Here is a 17,710-nt window from a genome sequence, read left to right on the forward strand (position 1 = left end):
CCATGCGCCTGACGGCTAGAGACATCGATTTCCCTAGGAGGAGAGAAAAGTGGCAAAACTACGGAGATTGCAGGAAAACTCGCTGTTTCTGCTCCCAAGCGTTATTTTCACCCTTGTGCTCGGCATTTACCCGCTGGTATGGGTGCTCCGCTATATGTTCTACGATTATTCCGGCTATGGCCAAGAAATCTTCATCGGCTTGGATAATTTCGAGCGACTGCTGCGGGATGATCAGTTCTGGGATTCGGTCGTGAACACGATGGTGTTCGCAGGCGGCAAGCTGCTTATTACCATACCGTTGTCCCTGCTGCTGGCCGTTATTCTTAATGCCAGCTTCAAGGGCCGCAACTTTCTGCGGGCGGTCTATTTCATGCCAACGGTCGTATCTACGGCTGTCATTGCGGTCGTGTTCTACATTATCTTCAATTCCTACAACGGCATGGTGAATCAGCTTCTGCTCAAGTACCATATTATTGGCGCTCCGATAAACTGGCTCGGACCCGATCACGCGATGCTGACGGTTATCATCGTTGCGGCTTGGGGAGCGGTCGGTAACTATATGCTGCTCTTCCTCGCCGGCTTGCAGGGCATACCGAAGGATCTGTATGAGAGCGCGTCGATCGACGGAGCGAACGGCGCCCAGCGGTTCTGGCGAATTACGGTTCCGATGCTCGGACCCGTCATGCAAGTGGTTATTATGCTGGCGATTATCGCTTCGCTGAAGGGCTATGAGAGCATCATGGTAATGACGGAAGGCGGTCCGGTCGGCAAGACAGAGGTTATGTATCTCTATCTGTATAAGCTGCTGTTCCCGGTATCGTCAGGTCCTCCGGTGGATCAGCAGATCGGCTACGGCAGCGCTGTCGGCTTCGCAACCGCGCTTATCGTAGGCGTGATTACAGCGCTCTATTATTATCTCAGCAGAAAAATGAACAAGGTTTACTAGGAGGCTGATCGAGCATGAATCAAGAGGTGGAAAAAACAAAAGGGCCGATTGGAAAATGGGCGACACGAATTCTTGTTCTTGTTTTTCTGCTGGCTACGACGATTCTCACGGTATTCCCCCTCATTATGATGATGACCGGCTCCTTGATGTCGAGCTCGGAGCTAATGACAGGTTCGGGTATTCTGCCTGAGAGCTGGAAGTTTTCGAATTACAAGGAAGCTTGGGATCAGACGAATTTCGCCAGATTTACATGGAACAGCGCATTTCTCAGCATCGCCTCGACCGTTGGAACGCTGCTTGTCGCAGCTATGGCGGCTTATGTTGTGGATCGCAGAGAATTTCCTGGCAAGAAGCTTTACGTGGCTGTGCAGGCCTCCACGATGTTCATATCGGTAGGCGCGGTTGTCCTGCGACCGCAGTATGATTTGATGGTGAAGCTGCATCTCAACAATTCCTTATGGGGCGTCATCCTCATTCTGATCAGCGCGCATGCGACGACCTTCTTCATTCTCACCGGCTTCTTCAAGTCGATTCCGAGAGATTTGGACGAGGCGGCGATGATCGACGGTTCGGGCTTCGTGCGGACTTTCTATCGCGTCATTCTGCCGCTCCTCGCCCCGGGGCTCGGCGTATCCGGTCTCTTCGCGTTCCGACATGCGTGGAATGAATATATTCTGCCGCTCGTCTTCACAATGACCAATCCGCATCTGCAGACGCTGACGGTCGGACTGGCGAATTTGCGCTACGGCTCTTCGGCTGCAATGCAGACGAATCTGATGCTGGCCGGAGCATGCTTGTCCGTGCTTCCGATGCTGGTTGTGTATCTTGTCGCGAACAAATCCTTTATGCAAATGACGGCGGGCTCGTTGAAGGGCTGATCTCTATAGCTGCGGGAACGTTTGGGGAAAACAATGATGAAGATTGAAGGAGGCGCAATGAGTGGAACAGCATGACTATGTAAAAATACCTGAGAGCCGCATTCCTGTGTCGAAGTCGGTGGATGTGGTTGTCATCGGAGGCGGCGCATCCGGGATCGCATCCGCAATCAGCGCCGCAGAGAACGGCGCGAGCACGCTTCTAATTGAACAAAGAGGATTTCTGGGCGGGATGGGCACGGTCGCTTTAGTGCCGGCATTTTGCCCATTTACCGATAAAGAAAAACCGATTATACGCGGCATCGGACTCGAACTGATGGAACGCATGAAACGCGCCTGCACGGAGGAGTATTGGGAGAAGTATGAGCACATGCTCGACTGGGTGCCGATTGATCCCGAGGTGCTGAAGCGTGTCTATGACGATGCCGTGCTGGAGTCGGGAGCGGAGCTTCTCTATCATACCTTTGTTGGCGAGATTGTCATGTCCGAGGACGGCAAGCGAGTGGAAGGCGTTGTGACCGTCAACAAAACAGGACGTTCGGTTGTACGTTGCAAGTATGTGATCGATGCGACCGGCGATGCGGATATCGCGGCCATGGCGGGCGTTCCGTTCCAGAAGGGCGGCGAAGAAGGTGAGCTCCAGCCGGGCAGCATGTGCTATATGCTGGCGAATGTCGATCGCGCACGTTTTCAGCGGTTTCTGGAGGAGACGGGCGATACAGGCCAACTGCATAAGACGGTGGAGCGAGCTATCGAGGAAGGCGCATTGCCCGAAGGCCGCAAGTCGATCTCCGGTCTGGCATGGGTCAGCGACTATCTCGTCGGCGTCAACTTCGGCCATGTATTCGGCGTCGACGGTACGAAGGCGGAGGATCTTACTCGCGGAGCGATTGAAGGACGTCGCTTGACGGAGCGTCAGCTGCGCTTCTTCCAGAAGTATGTTCCGGGCTTCGAACGGGCTCATCTAATCGCGACGGGCGAACAGCTCGGCATTCGCGAAACAAGACGTATCCAGGGCGATTATGTGCTGACGGCCGAGGACTTCATGGAGGCGCGATCCTTCGAGGATGAGATTGCGCGGAATGCCTATTATATCGATATTCACTTGGCCAACAGCAAGGCGAACATGCATTTCACGCATTTGCCGCCGGGAAAATCGCATGGGGTGCCTTACCGGGTGCTGTTGCCTGTTGGCATTGACAATCTGTGGGTACCGGGACGCGCGGCATCCGCTGACCGCGCGGTGCAGGGCTCGCTTCGGGTTATGCCGAACTGCTTCGCCATGGGACAAGCATCGGGAACGGCTGCGGCTATGTCTCTGGTGTCAGGCGGGCAGTCCAGAGATGTACGGGTGTCGTTGCTTCAACAGCGGCTTCTGGAGCGCGGCGCATGGCTCGGCGAGAAGTATATAGACAATTAAGCCCTCCGAAATAGGTTGAATCCTGCTTACAACAGGCTTAAACTAGAAAGAAATGCTAATTTTCGAAAGGGTGTTGGAAGTGAAGGCGTTGCAATTGTCGGAGGAATGGTTCGCGGGAGTGGTATCCGTAGAGAAACGGGAGAATGGCTGGAAGCCTTGGCGTATTCCTTATCGGGATTATGAGCTGTTTCCGCCTGACGGCCTGAACGGACATGGGGAATTATGCGGCGGCGCGCGCTTGCGCTTCCAGACCAGCTCCGAGTCCATTCATCTGCGCTGCGAGCAGGTGCAGGAAGAGGTTAAAATCGATTGCATGACGGACGGCAGGCTATTCGGGACGGCCATAATCGAAGCGGGCGGCTCCGAGGCGAGCTGGACGAGATTGCCGTCTGGCGGCAAAATCATTGAGCTGTGGCTGCCGCAAAGAGCCGCAATGACCATTACGAAGGTCGAGATTGACGACCAAGCGACGGCTGAGCTTGCGCCGGATCATCGTCCGAAATGGGTGGCTTATGGCAGCTCGATCACCTTATGCGGCTCTTCAGACAGTCCGACTCTGACATGGCCTTCAATCGCGGCCCGCAAAGCGGATTTCAATGTTACCGCGCTAGGTTATGGCGGTAATTGCCATCTGGAGCCGATGGTAGCCCGCATGATTCGCGACTTGCCCGCTGATCTGATTACCCTCTGTCTCGGCATTAACGTGCAAGGCAAGAACTCGCTTGGACCGCGCACGTTCCAGGCTGCTATTATTGGACTCATTCAAATCATTAGAGAGAAGCATATCGGCACGCCGATTATTGTCACATCGCCCATCTATGCTTGTGAACGCGAGACGTCGGAGAACCTAGTCGGCTACAGCCTTATTCGCATGCGTGAAGAAATTTCCGAGGTGGTTGCCATGCTTCAGAAGCGCGGCGACGACAATTTGCATTATCGCAGTGGCTTGGACTGGTTCGGCGAAGAGGACGCGCATCTGCTGCCGGACAAGCTTCATCCGAACACGGAGGGCAGCCGCCTGATGGGGGAACGTTTTCAGGACTGCATTCTGCAGTCGGTTGAAGTGAGAGGTTCCAATCAATAGTTTTCAATGCAAGCTCATCTTGTTATGACAATGCGACTGTAACCTATTTAAGGTCGTTTTTGTCTAACTTGATGAGCCTTTTTTTTGAGGAGGAATTTGGATGATCCACTGAATAGTGATGCTGTTTCTTATCCATATAGCACTATCATTATCATTGGTAGGCTGCAGGCAAATTATGCGTATAAGCTCTAGCGATTGTCGTCTGATTGCGTCCGGCATGCTTGGATTGGTACAAGGCTTGGTCCGCCAAGCTGAACAGCTTCTCCGGAATGTTGGCATGCATCGGGAATTCTGCAATGCCGATTGAGATTGTGACCGGCTTGCCTACCGGAGTAATCGTCGTTTCTGTTTTTTTGCGCAGCTGCTCGGCTAACCAATAAGCTTCAACGGCTGTGAAGCTAGGCAGCAGCACAACGAATTCCTCGCCTCCGTAACGGAAACATCGTCCGTTGTCCTTAACGATGGCGTCAATCGTTGAAGCAAGCTGCTTCAGCACCTCGTCTCCTGCGGGATGCCCGTAGGTGTCGTTCACTAGCTTGAAGTGGTCGATATCGATAATCATGACGGAGTAAGGTTGCGAGCGGAGCGACCAGGTTTCCATCATTTCATTCAGCGTTCGTCGATTGCTGAGTCCCGTCAATGGATCGGTCTTCGCTTTCTGCTCCAGTTGATCTTGATTCTTCTGCATCGTATCAATGGCTTCGGTTACCGACCTTGTCAAATAATCCGCTTCTCGATTCCAATGCGATTGAATGGGAGGCAGTTGGACATGTCTGCCGGAAGAGAATTCCTTCATTAAGTTCGCCAGCTTCACGAACGGTCTGGTTAATCTCTCAGCAAGAATGATCGAGAGAACCAAGAGCGCGAAGAACGGGAGAAGGGTGTAGAGCAGCATCTTGCGAATATGCTCGTTCAATCGCTCCTGTATGGAGGACATCGGCGTTTGCTGAACAATGCCCCAACCCGTCTCGGGCACGACGCTGTAAGCCGCCGCCATCTCAATGCCTAACGTATTTGTGGTAATCTCCATGCCGCTGCTTCCGTTCAGCATACGTCGCACAATGGGATTGGCGGTCACCTGGTCGCCGATTCTGGATTTATCCGGATGGTAGATCAACTTTCCGTTGTTATCCACGACATAGTAATAGGAGTTGTACAAATCCATCGCGCTTTGCCCAAGTATTTCGTTAAGAATATTATTCTCTTCCAGATAGATAGTGCCTCCGATTAATCCTCGATAGCTGCCCTTCGAGTCAAAGAACGGTTCGCTGATAAGCAGCAGCAATCGTCCTGTCGGGGCCACGAATGGCGCGGACACGTAGGGGTGTCTGGAACGCAATGCGGCATCTGTTTGCTCGTTCGTAATGTAGGTATTCTTTAATCCGACGCTCAGAGGAGCAATATTGCGAATCAAGCCCGTCTCGTCCACCCATGTAATGGAGTTGAAATAACGATTCGTGTTCTGGATTAATTCGAGGCTGTGCTGCGCCTCATCGTCGGTCAAATTTTTATTTTGATCCAAATACTGTGTCGTTTCCTGAAGACTGGTTTTCATGGATTTGAACAGGAAATTAACCGTATCCTTCATCTTCTCGGATTTCGAATAATTAAGCGCTAACGTTGTTTTGATCAGCGAGTCCTTCTCCGATTTGTAGGATGTGACCAGCAGGATAAGAAGGGTGCACAGAATTGAAGCGGCTACCAGAGCGGTGAGCAAGGTAGAGAATTTGATTTTATGTTTTTGGGTATAGGAAAATTTCATAGAATCACCTCATATGCACTTCATAATTCGACAATTCCCTACATTATACTACATGCTAGAGGTGGAAGGTCCATTTATTCTGCGATTTTATAATTACGCATGGCGCAAAGTGAAGGAATTGTCGCCTCCGTGTCGAATCACTATTACCATTATGACAAATAAGAAGCTTATTATGGTTTTGCTCATTTTTATTTTGTGTATAACTGGAATTAGATTATTGTGGCTCTATCTGCAAATGGCTCCCGGACAGGCGAAGGCGGATGAAGGACGGTTGAATCTGTATGATTGGGATTGGGATCAGGCCCCGATCGTGGCTCTTAATGGCGAATGGGTCTTTTACCCGCATCAGTTCATTATTCCAGGGCAAGCAGAGCCTGCAGGAGCGAGGCTTGTTCGTCTTCCCTCGCAATGGGATGCCGCCATGAAATCGGATGGCGGCGCTGACCGAGGATATGCCTCGTATCGCTTGCAGCTCCATATAGACGCCTCGCTCGGACAGACTTATCGGATTCGCGTTCCTTCCGTTCCATCTTCTGCGGCTTTGTACGTAAATGGGCAATTGCTTGCTCAATCGGGACAGCCTGCAAGCGCGGCCGAGAATGTCGTCAAGGGATATGTTCCATTCTCGGGGGAGTTCAAGCCAGAGACAAATCAATTGCAAATTGTTATTCTCGTCTCGAATTTCGAGGATCATGCGTTCAGCGGCATTCTTCAGCCCGTTAAGATTGGAATTGCATCCCGGATGGAGAAGTCGACATTCCTCGCGATGGGGATTGAAGGAGCTGTATGCTTGCTTCTGCTTCTCTATGTCATTTTTTCTTTTATTCTTTTTTTCGTAGGAGTGCGACAGCGGGCTATTATCTATTTTGCATTACTGGTAGCATGCGCGATAGTGAGCATCCTGATTGATGATGAGCGGCTGTTGCAGCGTGGAACCTCCATTAGCTACGAATGGGTAACAAAGCTGCTTCTGCTTTCTTTTATGGGCGCTTCTCTATTCAATATGCAGTTTATCAGGACAATGGAGTCTCCTTACCCTCTGCCGGTCTTCTCTCGCTGGTTGATGCGTCTGTGCTTGTTGTATGCGGCGCTGATCGTCGTGCTGCCATCAAGGCTGCTCAGCTATACGGATACATTCCATACCTTGCTGACAGCCGTACTTTTCCTGATGGCTCCGATACTAGCCTTTCGCGCTTATCGGAAGGGAGATGCCGACATGCTCTTCATTCTTCTGGGCGTCTCAGCGATAATGTCGAATATGACATGGGGGATTATTAAGAGTACCGGGTTGATTGAGAGCGGGTACTATCCATTCGATACGATTATTGCCTTTCTTTTCTTTTCCTTGTATGGGTTCAAAAGATACTTTCGCGCGACTTCCTCCAGCGTGATGTTGGCTGAGCGCTTGCTCCAGGCAAATAAAAAGAAGGATGAGTTTCTCGTCAATACGGCTCACGAGCTTCGTAATCCGTTGCATGCGATTATGAATATGGCGCAGGCTATTCTGGAGAGCGGGACAGCCAATCAAGGTTCTCGCAACGAGGAACGCTTGCGATTGCTGCTCTCCGTTGGCAAGAGAATGACCTTCATGCTGAATGATTTACTTGATTTGGACCGGTTCAAGGAAGGGAAAATCCGCTTGAATCCGGAGCCGGTGCATCTTCAGCCGCTCGTGGTCGGTTTGCTGGATATGGTGAGCTATATGACGGAAGGCAAACGGATTGTCATTAAGAATGAAGTATCCAGACGTCTTCCGCCGGTCTATGCGGATGAAGGCCGTTTGCTGCAAATTTTGTTTAATTTGCTGCATAACGCGATTAAATTTACGCATAAGGGTGAAATTTGCATTCAAGCCGAAGCGGTTGGCGGCGAAGTTCGTATTCATGTAGCCGATACGGGCATCGGGATGGATGAGGCGACTATGCTGCGGATTTTTCACCCTTATGAGCAAGGAGGAGGACAGTCCGGGGAATATGTATCCGGTCTTGGTCTGGGACTTGCGATCAGCAGGCAGTTGGCGGAGCTTCATCATGGAACAATCAAGGTCAGCTCGAAGAGGAATGAAGGCTCGATATTCACCTTGCATTTGCCCTCCGCCGCTTCAATGAAGAGCAAGGCATCGCTTAATGAAACGGAAGAGTTAGAGACATCTGCCATTCAGCAGCAATGGGACATGCTCGATCATCCCATGCTTGATATGAAAGTAGAGACGAGAGATGATTCTTCACTGCATTCCTTGCTCAAGCACCGAGAGAAACCCCGTATTCTGGCTGTGGACGACGATCCCCTGAACTTGCATGTGCTTGAGAATGTGCTTGATGGAAATCGTTACATACTCGTGTCGGTTGCTTCTGCCAAAGAAGCGCTGGAACGGCTTCATTCCGAAGCATGGGATTTATTAATAACCGATATTATGATGCCAGGGATGTCAGGCTATGAGCTAACGCGAGAAGCTCGCTTGCATTTCTCGCATTCCGAGCTGCCTATATTGCTTTTAACGGCAAAAAATCAAATACAGGATATGGAAACAGGCTTTGCATATGGAGCCAATGACTATTTGAGCAAGCCTGTTGATCGCACGGAGCTGCTTGCACGGGTATACGGGCTAACGGAAGCCGCCAGAGCCGCTCGGGAGCAAGCAAGGATAGAAGCAGCCTGGATGCAGGCCCAGATTGAGCCTCATTTCTTGTTTAATACGCTAAACGCGATTGCAGCGTTAAGTGAAATAGATACGGAGCGAATGCGTAATCTGATTGATGCATTTAGTGAATATTTACGCAATAGCTATGATTTTCAAAATTCAGATCAGCTTTCGACCTTGGACAAGGAATTGAAGCTTGTACGCGCCTACTTGCGAATCGAGCAGGAACGTTTCGGCGATCGCTTGGAGGTTGTATGGAGAGTGGATGAGGAACTGACTCCGCAGCTTTCGGTGATTTCAATACCGCCGTTAACTATTCAACCGCTTGTGGAGAATGCGGTGCGGCATGGGATAATGCCGCGTGCGCAAGGCGGAACGATTCGAATCTCGGTTTCCAGCGAGACTGCCCATATCAAGATCGCGATTCACGATAATGGAGTCGGGATGGACAGGGAGAAGATTGCGCGAGTGTTGTCCCCCGGTGAGGGTAGAACACGAAAGGGAATCGGGCTCCGCAATACCGATTATCGACTAAAGAAGCTATACGGAGCAGGGCTGAGCGTTATAAGCGCGCCGAATGAAGGCGCTGCTCTGTCCTTCCTCATACCTCACGTTCTATTGGGGCACACAGAGAAGCCGTAGGGGAGTCCGTTTGATCAATTGTTAGTGGCAAGGTTTTGTTATATGATAGGAACGTCCCGACTGGGACATGATAAGGGCTTTGGAAGTGAATGGAATGAGAATGATATGGAGGCAGAACGACGAATGAATCCAAAACAATGCAAGTATACAATGCCTGCGGAATGGGCGGCCCATGAACGCACCTTCCTCGCTTGGCCGATCCGGGAATCGATGGTGTATCCGGACAACTATGAGCGGGTAAGCGGAAGCTATTATACGGAGCTCGTCAAAGCGATTGCCGAGTTCGAGCCGGTCACCGTAATCGTCAATGCGGCGGATCTGGAGCGCGTGAGCGGTTTATTCGCGGAGCTCGACAATGTGGATTGTCTGGCGATTGACCATAATGATGCTTGGCTGCGCGATAATGGCCCGACCTTCTTGCTGAATGATGCGGGAGAGCTTGCGGGCGTCAACTGGAGGTTCAATGCTTGGGGAGGCAAATACGAGCCTTGGGATCTCGACGATGCCGTAGCTCCACAGGTGCTTGAGCATGTCGGCGTGCGGAAATTCGATGCGCCGATCGTGATGGAGGGCGGCTCTATTCATACGGACGGAGAGGGAACCTTGCTCACCACCGAGGAATGCCTGCTTAACACGAACCGCAATCCCGAGCTGAGCCGCGAGGAAATCGAGGCTTGCGTGAAGGACTATGTGAACGTGGAGTCAATCATTTGGCTGAAGCGGGGGCTAAGCGGCGATGAGACGGACGGTCATGTAGACAATGTGGCTTGCTTTGCCGCGCCGGGCAAGGTGATTCTGCAGGTTTGCCATCACCCCTCGGATGACAATTATGAAATTACGCAGGAGAATCTGCGCATCCTGAAAGAAGCGGTTGATGCTCGCGGACGAAAGCTTGAGGTGATCGAGCTGGAGCAGCCGCCCTATGCGGAGTATGAAGGAGCGAGGCTGACGCTGAGCTACTTGAACTTCTACTTCGTCAATGGCGGCATCATTCTGCCGATATTCGGAGGCGCGGCCGCAGAGACGGACCGCAAGGCGATGGAAGCGCTGGCGGCTGCATTCCCCGATCGCCGGATTCGGACGATCGACGGCATGACGATCATAAGCGAAGGCGGCAACGTGCATTGCACGACGCAGCAGATGCCGGCTGGGCGCAGGTAAGATTAGACCGCTGCGATAGGAGCGGCTCTGGCTCTGCCAACAGTTATCGGATTGACACGGAGAAGCGAGAGGGAATGGTTATTTTCGAGGAGGGTGATTGGCCATGAGAATGGTGAAGGTTGCGGCTACGCAGATGAGCTGCAGTGCAAATATAGAGGAGAATATCCGCAAGGCGGACGAGTTGGTGCGGGAGGCAGCGTCGCAAGGAGCGCAGATTATTCTGCTGCAGGAGCTGTTCGAGACGCCGTACTTCTGTCAGAAGGAGAAGTCGGATTATTACGCTTACGCGACCGAGCTTGAGGAGAACAAGGCGGTTAACCATTTCCGCGAGGTGGCGAAGGAGCTTCAGGTCGTACTGCCGATCAGCTTCTATGAGAAGAAGAACAACGCGCGCTACAATTCGCTTGCGGTTATTGACGCGGACGGCGAGGTACTGGGCAAATATCGGAAGAGCCACATTCCGGACGGTCCGGGCTATGAGGAGAAGTTCTATTTCAATCCGGGAGATACCGGATTCCAGGTGTGGAAGACGCGGTATGCGAAGATCGGCGTCGGCGTGTGCTGGGATCAATGGTATCCGGAAGCCGCTCGCTGCATGGCGCTGATGGGCGCGGAGCTGCTGTTCTATCCGACAGCTATCGGCTCGGAGCCTCAGGACGGCTCGATCGACTCGAAGGATCATTGGCAGATGTGCATGCTGGGTCATGCCGCCTGCAATCTGGTGCCAGTCATCGCGTCCAATCGGATCGGCGAGGAGTCGGATGAGGATTCAAGCATTACGTTCTATGGCTCATCGTTCATCGCGGGTCCGCAGGGGAACAAGGTGGCGGAAGCGGGCCGCTCGGAGGCGGGCGTTCTGGTCGCGGAATTTGATCTGGATCAGTTGGAGGTTCAGAGGATCGAATGGGGCATCTTCCGCGATCGTCGTCCCGAGCTGTACGGCGCGATCGCTTCGTACGATGGGGAGCAGAGACTCAGGTAAGAGGCGGCAGTCGATTGGCAATAGCCATTCATGATGAGCGCTGCAAGTCGGGACAGACGACTTGTGGCGCTTATTTGCGTTCTATTTTTCATACAATTCCGAGCGATTGAACCTTTTGACGACAAGACTCTGATATAAACGATTTTATCAAATCCACAATTTTTGCCTGGAGACTTCGCAATTATTGTGGATTGTCATGAAGGCCGGGCTTATGTACATTGGAAAGAGGAGAGAAAGGAGGAGCAGGAATGAAAAAACGTCCAAACATACTGTTTCTGATGAGTGACGAGCATCGGGCCGATGTTGCGGGATACGAGGGGAACGCGATTGTTCGTACACCCTTCCTGGATGAGCTTGCGGCGAGAGGGACGGCATTCAGTCATGCTTATACGCCTTCGCCCATCTGCATTCCGGGGCGGCAGAGCATGATGGCGGGGCAATTCCCGCGTCACTGCGGTTGCGAGGTGTATGGCGAGGATTTGGCGCCGGGCCATATGACCTTCTCGCGAAGGCTGTCGCAGTACGGCTATCAAACGGTTGCATGCGGCAAGCTCCATCATTACGGCCCCGATCAAATGCAAGGCTGGATCGAGAGAATCGGCAATGATACGAAGGTAGCGCCGTCCTTCATACCCCACCGTTCCATGGAGGATTTCGAGAAGCTGCACAGACCGATGAACAAGTGGTCGGACGCGAAGGAGATTCAGCGTGCGGGAATCGGGAAGGGCCCGGTCGTCGAGAAGGACGAGTATACGGTGCAAGGCGCGATCCAGTTCATTAATCATTATTTCAACAGTCCGTATTACGACAGGGAACAGGATGCTCCGCTTCTGCTGAAGGTGAGTCTGGTTCAGCCGCATTATCCGTATCTGACCTCGGAAGAGAAATTCAATTATTACTTGAATCGCGTGCAGCCGTACTTGTCGGAGAAGCCGTCCGAGCATCCGTTTCTTGCAGAGAGACAGGTCGTTCCGGGCGCGGATGCTTCCGAGCGAGAAATCAGGAGGGCGACGGCCGCTTATTACGGCATGGTCGAAACCGTTGACGACATGTATAGACGGGTTGTGAGCGCACTGGAGCATGCAGGACAAAGCATGGACGATTGGGTCATTATCTATACGAGCGATCATGGCGAGATGCTCGGGGAGCACGGCATATGGGAGAAACAGAAGTTTTACGAGGGAAGCGTCCGCGTGCCGCTCTTGATTGCCTTGCCCGGACAGAGCGGCCAAAGGAAGGTTGTTGATGAGAATGTCAATCTATGCGATTTGTTCGCCACCTTATGCGATATTACGGATATACCGATGCCGGACGATCTGGACAGCCGCAGTCTCCTCCCGCTGATGCACGGCGAAGAAGACGGGGACTGGGATAATGAGTCGGTTTCGCAATTCGGCGGCAGGAATCTAATGATCAAGCGGGATGAATTGAAATATCAGTATTACGGCCCCCATATGCCGGAGGTTCTCTTTGATCTCGCGGAAGATCCCGGGGAGCTTGAGAATGTAATCGAGCATCGTCGATACGCCGAGCGGGTCGCCGAATTTCGACGTAGACGCAAGGAACTGCGATTCGGTCTATAGCTGCTTATCCAGCTACCTCTTGCCTCTCCCCTATGGCGGAAGGTTTACGGATGGGCATGAAGCATACCGATGAAGGCATTATGAAACACATTCGCGCGCATCTGGTATTTTTGAACGCGCATGGACATGCGTTTACGGGAGAGGCGTTTGCAGCTCAGACACGATTCTTCCTCGAGGACGAATTCCATCTGAGGATGCTGGAGGATCAGCAGACGGGGCTGGCGTATTATCTATCTGCGGCGGCCGGAGCTTATGCTGCGATGGGATTCTAATGAATAAGGAAGATTCATAACGTTAAACGCCTGAATCTCCAGCCTGCGTAAATCTAACGAAGATTGATATCGTTATTGCATCAAAGGGAGCATGATTTCAGCCCGAAACGATGGAATAAGACGATAGATTTTCGTTAGATTTGAATGGGATGTCTTTTTACGGACTTAACGGTATCCAGTTTTGTTAGCGTTCCCAAGCCGGCTCTATTCAAATCTCTTACCGAGGTTTCATCCTAGATGTCAAAGAAAAGCCTGCTTCTGGCAGGCTTTTTTCGCATATTCGCCGAGCCTCCCGTCACGACCGCTGGATTCCGGGGAGGCTGCGAACGGAGCAGATTATTCATTTGCAATAATGGGAGTGCCTGCAACTCGGCCTTACTTCTTCACAACGGGAATCCATACCTCGCTTCGATAGTCGTCCGCGTAAGGATTGCCGGGAGGATAGACCTCGATTTCGGGGCCGCCCGCATGCTCATAGCCCGTAGCCGGGAACCATTCCTGGAAAATACGGCTGAACAAGGTCTGGATGGCGCCCGGCATCGGACCGGTTGCGGTGAAGACGGCCCACGAGTAGGCGCCTACTTCTCGTTCGGAGAAGCCCGGGCTTCTCAGAAGCTCGCGAGAAGCTGCCGAATGCTCTTGAAGCTGCCTGCCGATCATATATGTGAATTCCTCGGAGCCGGGTTTCATATCCAGGCATAGCCCCACTAGTTCCCCCGCATCCTCCAGTTCTGCGAGCTTGCTAACCAAGCCGTCTTCGTTCGCCCTTCCCCAAAACTTTGGAATTTCACGAAGGTTCTCCCCCTCCTTGCAGGTTGTATGAAGCTCCTCTCCAATGACGGTGAAGCCGGCTTTCTCTTCCATGCGATAATCCATTTCCTTCTCTCCCTTCAAAGATAGCTGGAAGCTTATACGCGGAAATGCTTTGAGCGGAACGCCTGACGAGCGGGCAACGGAAGGAGATATACCATGAATTTTGCGAAAAGCTTTCGCGAACGCTTCCGGGGATTCATAGCCATGCTTCATTGCAACATCAACGACCTTGGCCGAGGTCGAAGCCAGCTCCTGCGCGGCGAGCGTCAGCTTGCGTCTTCGCATATATTCCGCGAGCGTCATGCCGATTAGCATATGGAACATGCGCTGAAAGTGAAAAGGCGACATATAGGCTTGCCGGGCGATCTCGTCGATCGCCGGTGATTCCAGCAAATGATCCTCGATATAATCGAGCGCATCCTTCATTCTTTGCAAAGCTTCCATTCGCATAACCTTCCTTCGATATACAGAATAGCATGGGTTCCTCTGTGCATCCTGACATTCTGTGCGGACTTGGAACAGGTCGATATGGACTAGAACGGAATTGTCCCAGGATGGCGGAACTTCCCATGTTGGATAGATAAGATATGTCCGAAATGTGCTATACTTGGGGCATGACAACTATACATAGGGATCATTCAGATTCATTATATCAGAAGACGAAAGCATGCTCGCAATGCGGAGCGATCAAGCCTCTCGCCGATTTCCTGCGCAGAACGGGCAGGAGGTCGGGGAAGCAGAGCCGCCGCGGCACATGCAGGGCATGCAGACAACATATAGCATCGCATTCAGCGCCTACAACGCCTTCGCAAAGCTCTGGCGAACGCGCAACGATGATGGCGAGTGAGGGGGATGCGTCAACAGGGAGAGCTCTGGCCGATAAGCTGCATACGATTAGTCAAGCGGATAAGCCGGAGCAGGCCATTGCCGTGGAAGCGGCTGAACGGACGGGATCGGTATCTTCTGCGGCTACCGAGCGCAAGAAGCCTAAGCGCAAGCGGAAGAGAAGAAGCGGCTCAATCGGGAAAGGAACGCATGGCGACGTGTCAATAGGCGCAACGGGAGAAACCGTCGGAGTATCGCACTTCGGTGTGCATGAAAGGAGCAAGGGGACTCAACAAACAACGAGGCGCGAGGAGCCTGCTCGCGACAAGCCTGCCGGCGACGCGTCAAGGCAGGAGAAGCCAGGTAGAGCCAAGTCTGGCGCTATGGCAGGCAAGAATCATCAAAGGAACGAAGCGTCCAAGAGCAGCTTGCCGGGCGGCAAGACGCCTGGCTATTCGGCAAAAGGAAGGAGATCCGGGGCGGCTACCGGACAGGCGATGTTGCCGCGAGACCGCCATGACCCGCATGACGCGTCCATGCTGAAGCCGACCAGGCAAGGCTTTATCCGCATGCGGGGCAAGTCGGACAACGGACGCAAGTGGTATCAGGAGATCGATCCCGAGCTTGCAGAGGTGCTGGTGAAGGAAGGCGCCGCGGTCGTCGTCAATCGAAGCACGATCAGACGTTTGTTCAGCAATAAGGAGTTTCGCCGAATGGTCTTGACGCGCGATGCATATACTTGTCACTTCTGCGGGAAATACGGCGACACGATCGATCATAAACTGCCGCGCGCCAAGGGCGGCCATACGACGCCGATGAATTGCGTCTGCGCTTGCTATGAATGCAATCAATTGAAGGCGAGCCATGATCTCGACGATTTCATGACGCGTTTTTCGGATCAGCTGGAATGATTGAACGCAATGATGTTGCGAGTCTGGATTCATGAGTGAGGAAATTCTAGAAAGAGTTGAACGCTACTGACATGATGTTGTCAGCAGCGTTTTTTTATAATCAAGCATGTAGACTATTATACGATTTCGAATTGGAAGGATGATATCTTGTGAATTTTGCTTCTGTACGCATCATTACTGATGACGTGGATCGTCTCGTCGAGTTCTATGAGGAGGTTCTGGCTGTTTCGGCGGAGCGCCTCGCGCCTGTTTTTGCCGAGCTCCTCGTGTCGTCATGCACATTGGCAATCGGCCACTCCCAGACCACGCAGCTATTCGGAGCCGACTCCGCAGCGGCGGCTCAAAATCATACGGTCATTCTCGAGTTTCGCGTGGAGAATATCGAAGCCGAATACGAGCGCTTGAAGTCGATTGTCCAGGATTGGGTAATGGAGCCGACTACGATGCCATGGGGGAACCGTTCTATTCTATTCCGCGATCCCGACGGCAATCTCGTCAACCTCTTCGAGCCGGTGACCGAGGAAGCGATCAAGCGTTTTCGGCGACAGGCGCTGACGTAAACCGTGAACTAGCTTACGGCAAAGCGAGCTTGCCCATCACAGTCGGGTGTTCCGCTCCGGTCGCCGCGGGGATGTTATTGGCATCGCCGCAGAGGAAGCCGTGTCCGAGCAAAGCGAAGATTACCGCTTCTTTCGCGTCGTCGGCAAGGCCGAGGGAGCCGGTGTTGATGATGGTTTGCTGCGGAAGAAGCTCGGCCAGCATCTTCATCAGCGCGCGATTGTGCGCGCCGCCGCCGCTGACGAGCACTTCGTCGATCGGGCAGCGGGGGATGACAAGCTTCTGCACCGCGTTCGCAATTGTGTGCGCGGTGAAGGCAGTGGCCGTTGCGACGATATCGGCAGGCTCGAGCTGCTTCTCCGCGGCTTTCGCCAGGAACTCCGCCGTATAGGCGGCCCCGAACAGCTCACGACCGGTCGACTTCGGCGGGGCCATGCGGAAGTAAGGATGCGACATCAGCTCTTCGACGAGCGCCTCGTCCGGCTTGCCAAGCGCTGCCCATGCGCCTCCATCGTCATAGCTCATTCGGCCTTCCGTCAAGGTATGGACAGCCTGGTCGATAATCATGTTGCCGGGTCCCGTATCAAAAGCGAACAGCTCCTCGGGACCGGCCCCTGCCGGTACGGCCGTGCAATTGCCGATGCCGCCGATGTTCTGGAGCAGACGACCTTTCGCCGCATGACGGAACAGGATGAGGTCGCCGTAGGGAACGAGCGGCGCTCCTTGTCCGCCGACGGCCATGTCGGCAGGTCTGAAATCGCCGACAGTCAAGATGCCTGTGCGCTTCGCGATAACAGAGAGGTCGCCAATCTGCAAGGTTGATCGAGCGAGGAAGGGGTCGTCTGGGACGGCTTCCGGCATATGCCAAACGGTCTGTCCATGCGAGCTTATGAAATCGATGTCCTCGGGCCGCAGTCCCCCTTCCTTAATCGCTTCAAGCGCAGCAGACGCGAACAGCTCGCCCATGTAGACATTCATGCCCGCAATGCGCGACACATCGGAGGATGCGGGGTCGCAAATCTCCTTCAATCTATCGCGAAGCCGATCGTCGTAAGGGCGTGTATAGTAATGCAACAGTTGTACCTTCGCTTTGAGGCCCATTCCGTCGATTCGAACGACGGCAGCGTCCACGCCGTCGAGCGAAGTGCCGGACATGAGACCAACCGCCAGCGCGCCCCCCATCCTCGAGCTCCATTTCAACATGATTCAATCACTCCTTCAGATATTCTGATCGC

Annotated in this window: 15 protein-coding genes; 12 read left to right on the plus strand and 3 right to left on the minus strand. The window is 53.0% G+C overall.

The annotated features are described in order from the left end of the window. Positions 1–49: 49 nt before the first annotated feature. The 4 genes from HFP08_RS20800 (at position 50) to HFP08_RS20815 (ending at position 4,325) form a co-directional block, all read left to right on the plus strand. Positions 50–946, plus strand: a complete 897-nt coding sequence (locus HFP08_RS20800; protein ID WP_168122534.1) for a carbohydrate ABC transporter permease — start codon at positions 50–52, stop codon at positions 944–946. A gap of 14 nt (positions 947–960) precedes the next feature. Beyond that, positions 961–1,824 carry a carbohydrate ABC transporter permease gene (locus HFP08_RS20805; protein ID WP_168122535.1) on the plus strand — a complete coding sequence of 288 codons (864 nt, stop codon included), beginning with the start codon at positions 961–963 and terminating at the stop codon, positions 1,822–1,824. Positions 1,825–1,885: 61 nt separating this feature from the next. After that, complete coding sequence (locus HFP08_RS20810; protein WP_168122536.1) at positions 1,886–3,241, plus strand: FAD-dependent oxidoreductase; 1,356 nt, start codon at positions 1,886–1,888, stop codon at positions 3,239–3,241. A 79-nt stretch (positions 3,242–3,320) separates the two neighbouring features. Beyond that, positions 3,321–4,325 carry an SGNH/GDSL hydrolase family protein gene (locus tag HFP08_RS20815; protein ID WP_168122537.1) on the plus strand — a complete coding sequence of 335 codons (1,005 nt, stop codon included), beginning with the start codon at positions 3,321–3,323 and terminating at the stop codon, positions 4,323–4,325. Positions 4,326–4,476: 151 nt separating this feature from the next. Here HFP08_RS20815 and HFP08_RS20820 read toward each other — a convergent pair whose 3' ends face one another. Next, positions 4,477–6,087 carry a sensor domain-containing diguanylate cyclase gene (locus HFP08_RS20820; protein ID WP_168122538.1) on the minus strand — a complete coding sequence of 537 codons (1,611 nt, stop codon included), beginning with the start codon at positions 6,085–6,087 and terminating at the stop codon, positions 4,477–4,479. A gap of 217 nt (positions 6,088–6,304) precedes the next feature. Between HFP08_RS20820 and HFP08_RS20825 the strand changes: the two genes are divergently transcribed. The 5 genes from HFP08_RS20825 (at position 6,305) to HFP08_RS20845 (ending at position 13,368) form a co-directional block, all read left to right on the plus strand. Next, positions 6,305–9,370, plus strand: a complete 3,066-nt coding sequence (locus tag HFP08_RS20825; protein WP_168122539.1) for a hybrid sensor histidine kinase/response regulator — start codon at positions 6,305–6,307, stop codon at positions 9,368–9,370. Positions 9,371–9,493: 123 nt separating this feature from the next. Further along, complete coding sequence (locus HFP08_RS20830) at positions 9,494–10,531, plus strand: agmatine deiminase family protein (protein ID WP_168122540.1); 1,038 nt, start codon at positions 9,494–9,496, stop codon at positions 10,529–10,531. Between the two features lie 103 nt (positions 10,532–10,634). Beyond that, positions 10,635–11,513: an N-carbamoylputrescine amidase gene (gene aguB / locus HFP08_RS20835; RefSeq protein WP_168122541.1), complete on the plus strand. Its 879-nt coding sequence runs from the start codon at positions 10,635–10,637 to the stop codon at positions 11,511–11,513. 248 nt (positions 11,514–11,761) lie between these two features. Beyond that, positions 11,762–13,096, plus strand: a complete 1,335-nt coding sequence (locus tag HFP08_RS20840; RefSeq protein WP_168122542.1) for a sulfatase-like hydrolase/transferase — start codon at positions 11,762–11,764, stop codon at positions 13,094–13,096. Positions 13,097–13,146: 50 nt separating this feature from the next. After that, a complete protein-coding gene (locus HFP08_RS20845; RefSeq protein WP_481856590.1) occupies positions 13,147–13,368 on the plus strand; it encodes a hypothetical protein in 222 nt (73 codons plus the stop codon). A gap of 375 nt (positions 13,369–13,743) precedes the next feature. Here the strand turns inward: HFP08_RS20845 and HFP08_RS20850 are convergent, their stop codons facing one another. Continuing rightward, complete coding sequence (locus HFP08_RS20850) at positions 13,744–14,625, minus strand: AraC family transcriptional regulator (RefSeq protein ID WP_206109300.1); 882 nt, start codon at positions 14,623–14,625, stop codon at positions 13,744–13,746. Between the two features lie 223 nt (positions 14,626–14,848). On the opposite strand from HFP08_RS20850, the gene HFP08_RS20855 reads away from it, so the two are divergent. From HFP08_RS20855 to HFP08_RS20865, 3 genes are all read left to right on the plus strand, one after another. Next, positions 14,849–15,028, plus strand: a complete 180-nt coding sequence (locus tag HFP08_RS20855; RefSeq protein WP_168122545.1) for a hypothetical protein — start codon at positions 14,849–14,851, stop codon at positions 15,026–15,028. Next, positions 15,015–15,917, plus strand: coding sequence for an HNH endonuclease (locus HFP08_RS29365; protein ID WP_240941661.1), 903 nt, complete (start codon positions 15,015–15,017; stop codon positions 15,915–15,917). The genes HFP08_RS20855 and HFP08_RS29365 overlap by 14 nt, the downstream gene beginning before the upstream one ends. A 149-nt stretch (positions 15,918–16,066) precedes the next feature. After that, on the plus strand, positions 16,067–16,477 hold the full coding sequence (locus HFP08_RS20865) for a VOC family protein (protein WP_168122546.1): 411 nt from the start codon (positions 16,067–16,069) through the stop codon (positions 16,475–16,477). A gap of 13 nt (positions 16,478–16,490) precedes the next feature. Here the strand turns inward: HFP08_RS20865 and HFP08_RS20870 are convergent, their stop codons facing one another. Further along, entirely contained in the window at positions 16,491–17,678 is a 1,188-nt protein-coding gene (locus tag HFP08_RS20870) for an anhydro-N-acetylmuramic acid kinase (protein ID WP_168122547.1), read from the minus strand. Positions 17,679–17,710: the final 32 nt, after the last annotated feature.

Source organism: Paenibacillus sp. HB172176, from assembly GCF_011947265.1.
Taxonomy (GTDB): domain Bacteria; phylum Bacillota; class Bacilli; order Paenibacillales; family Paenibacillaceae; genus Pristimantibacillus.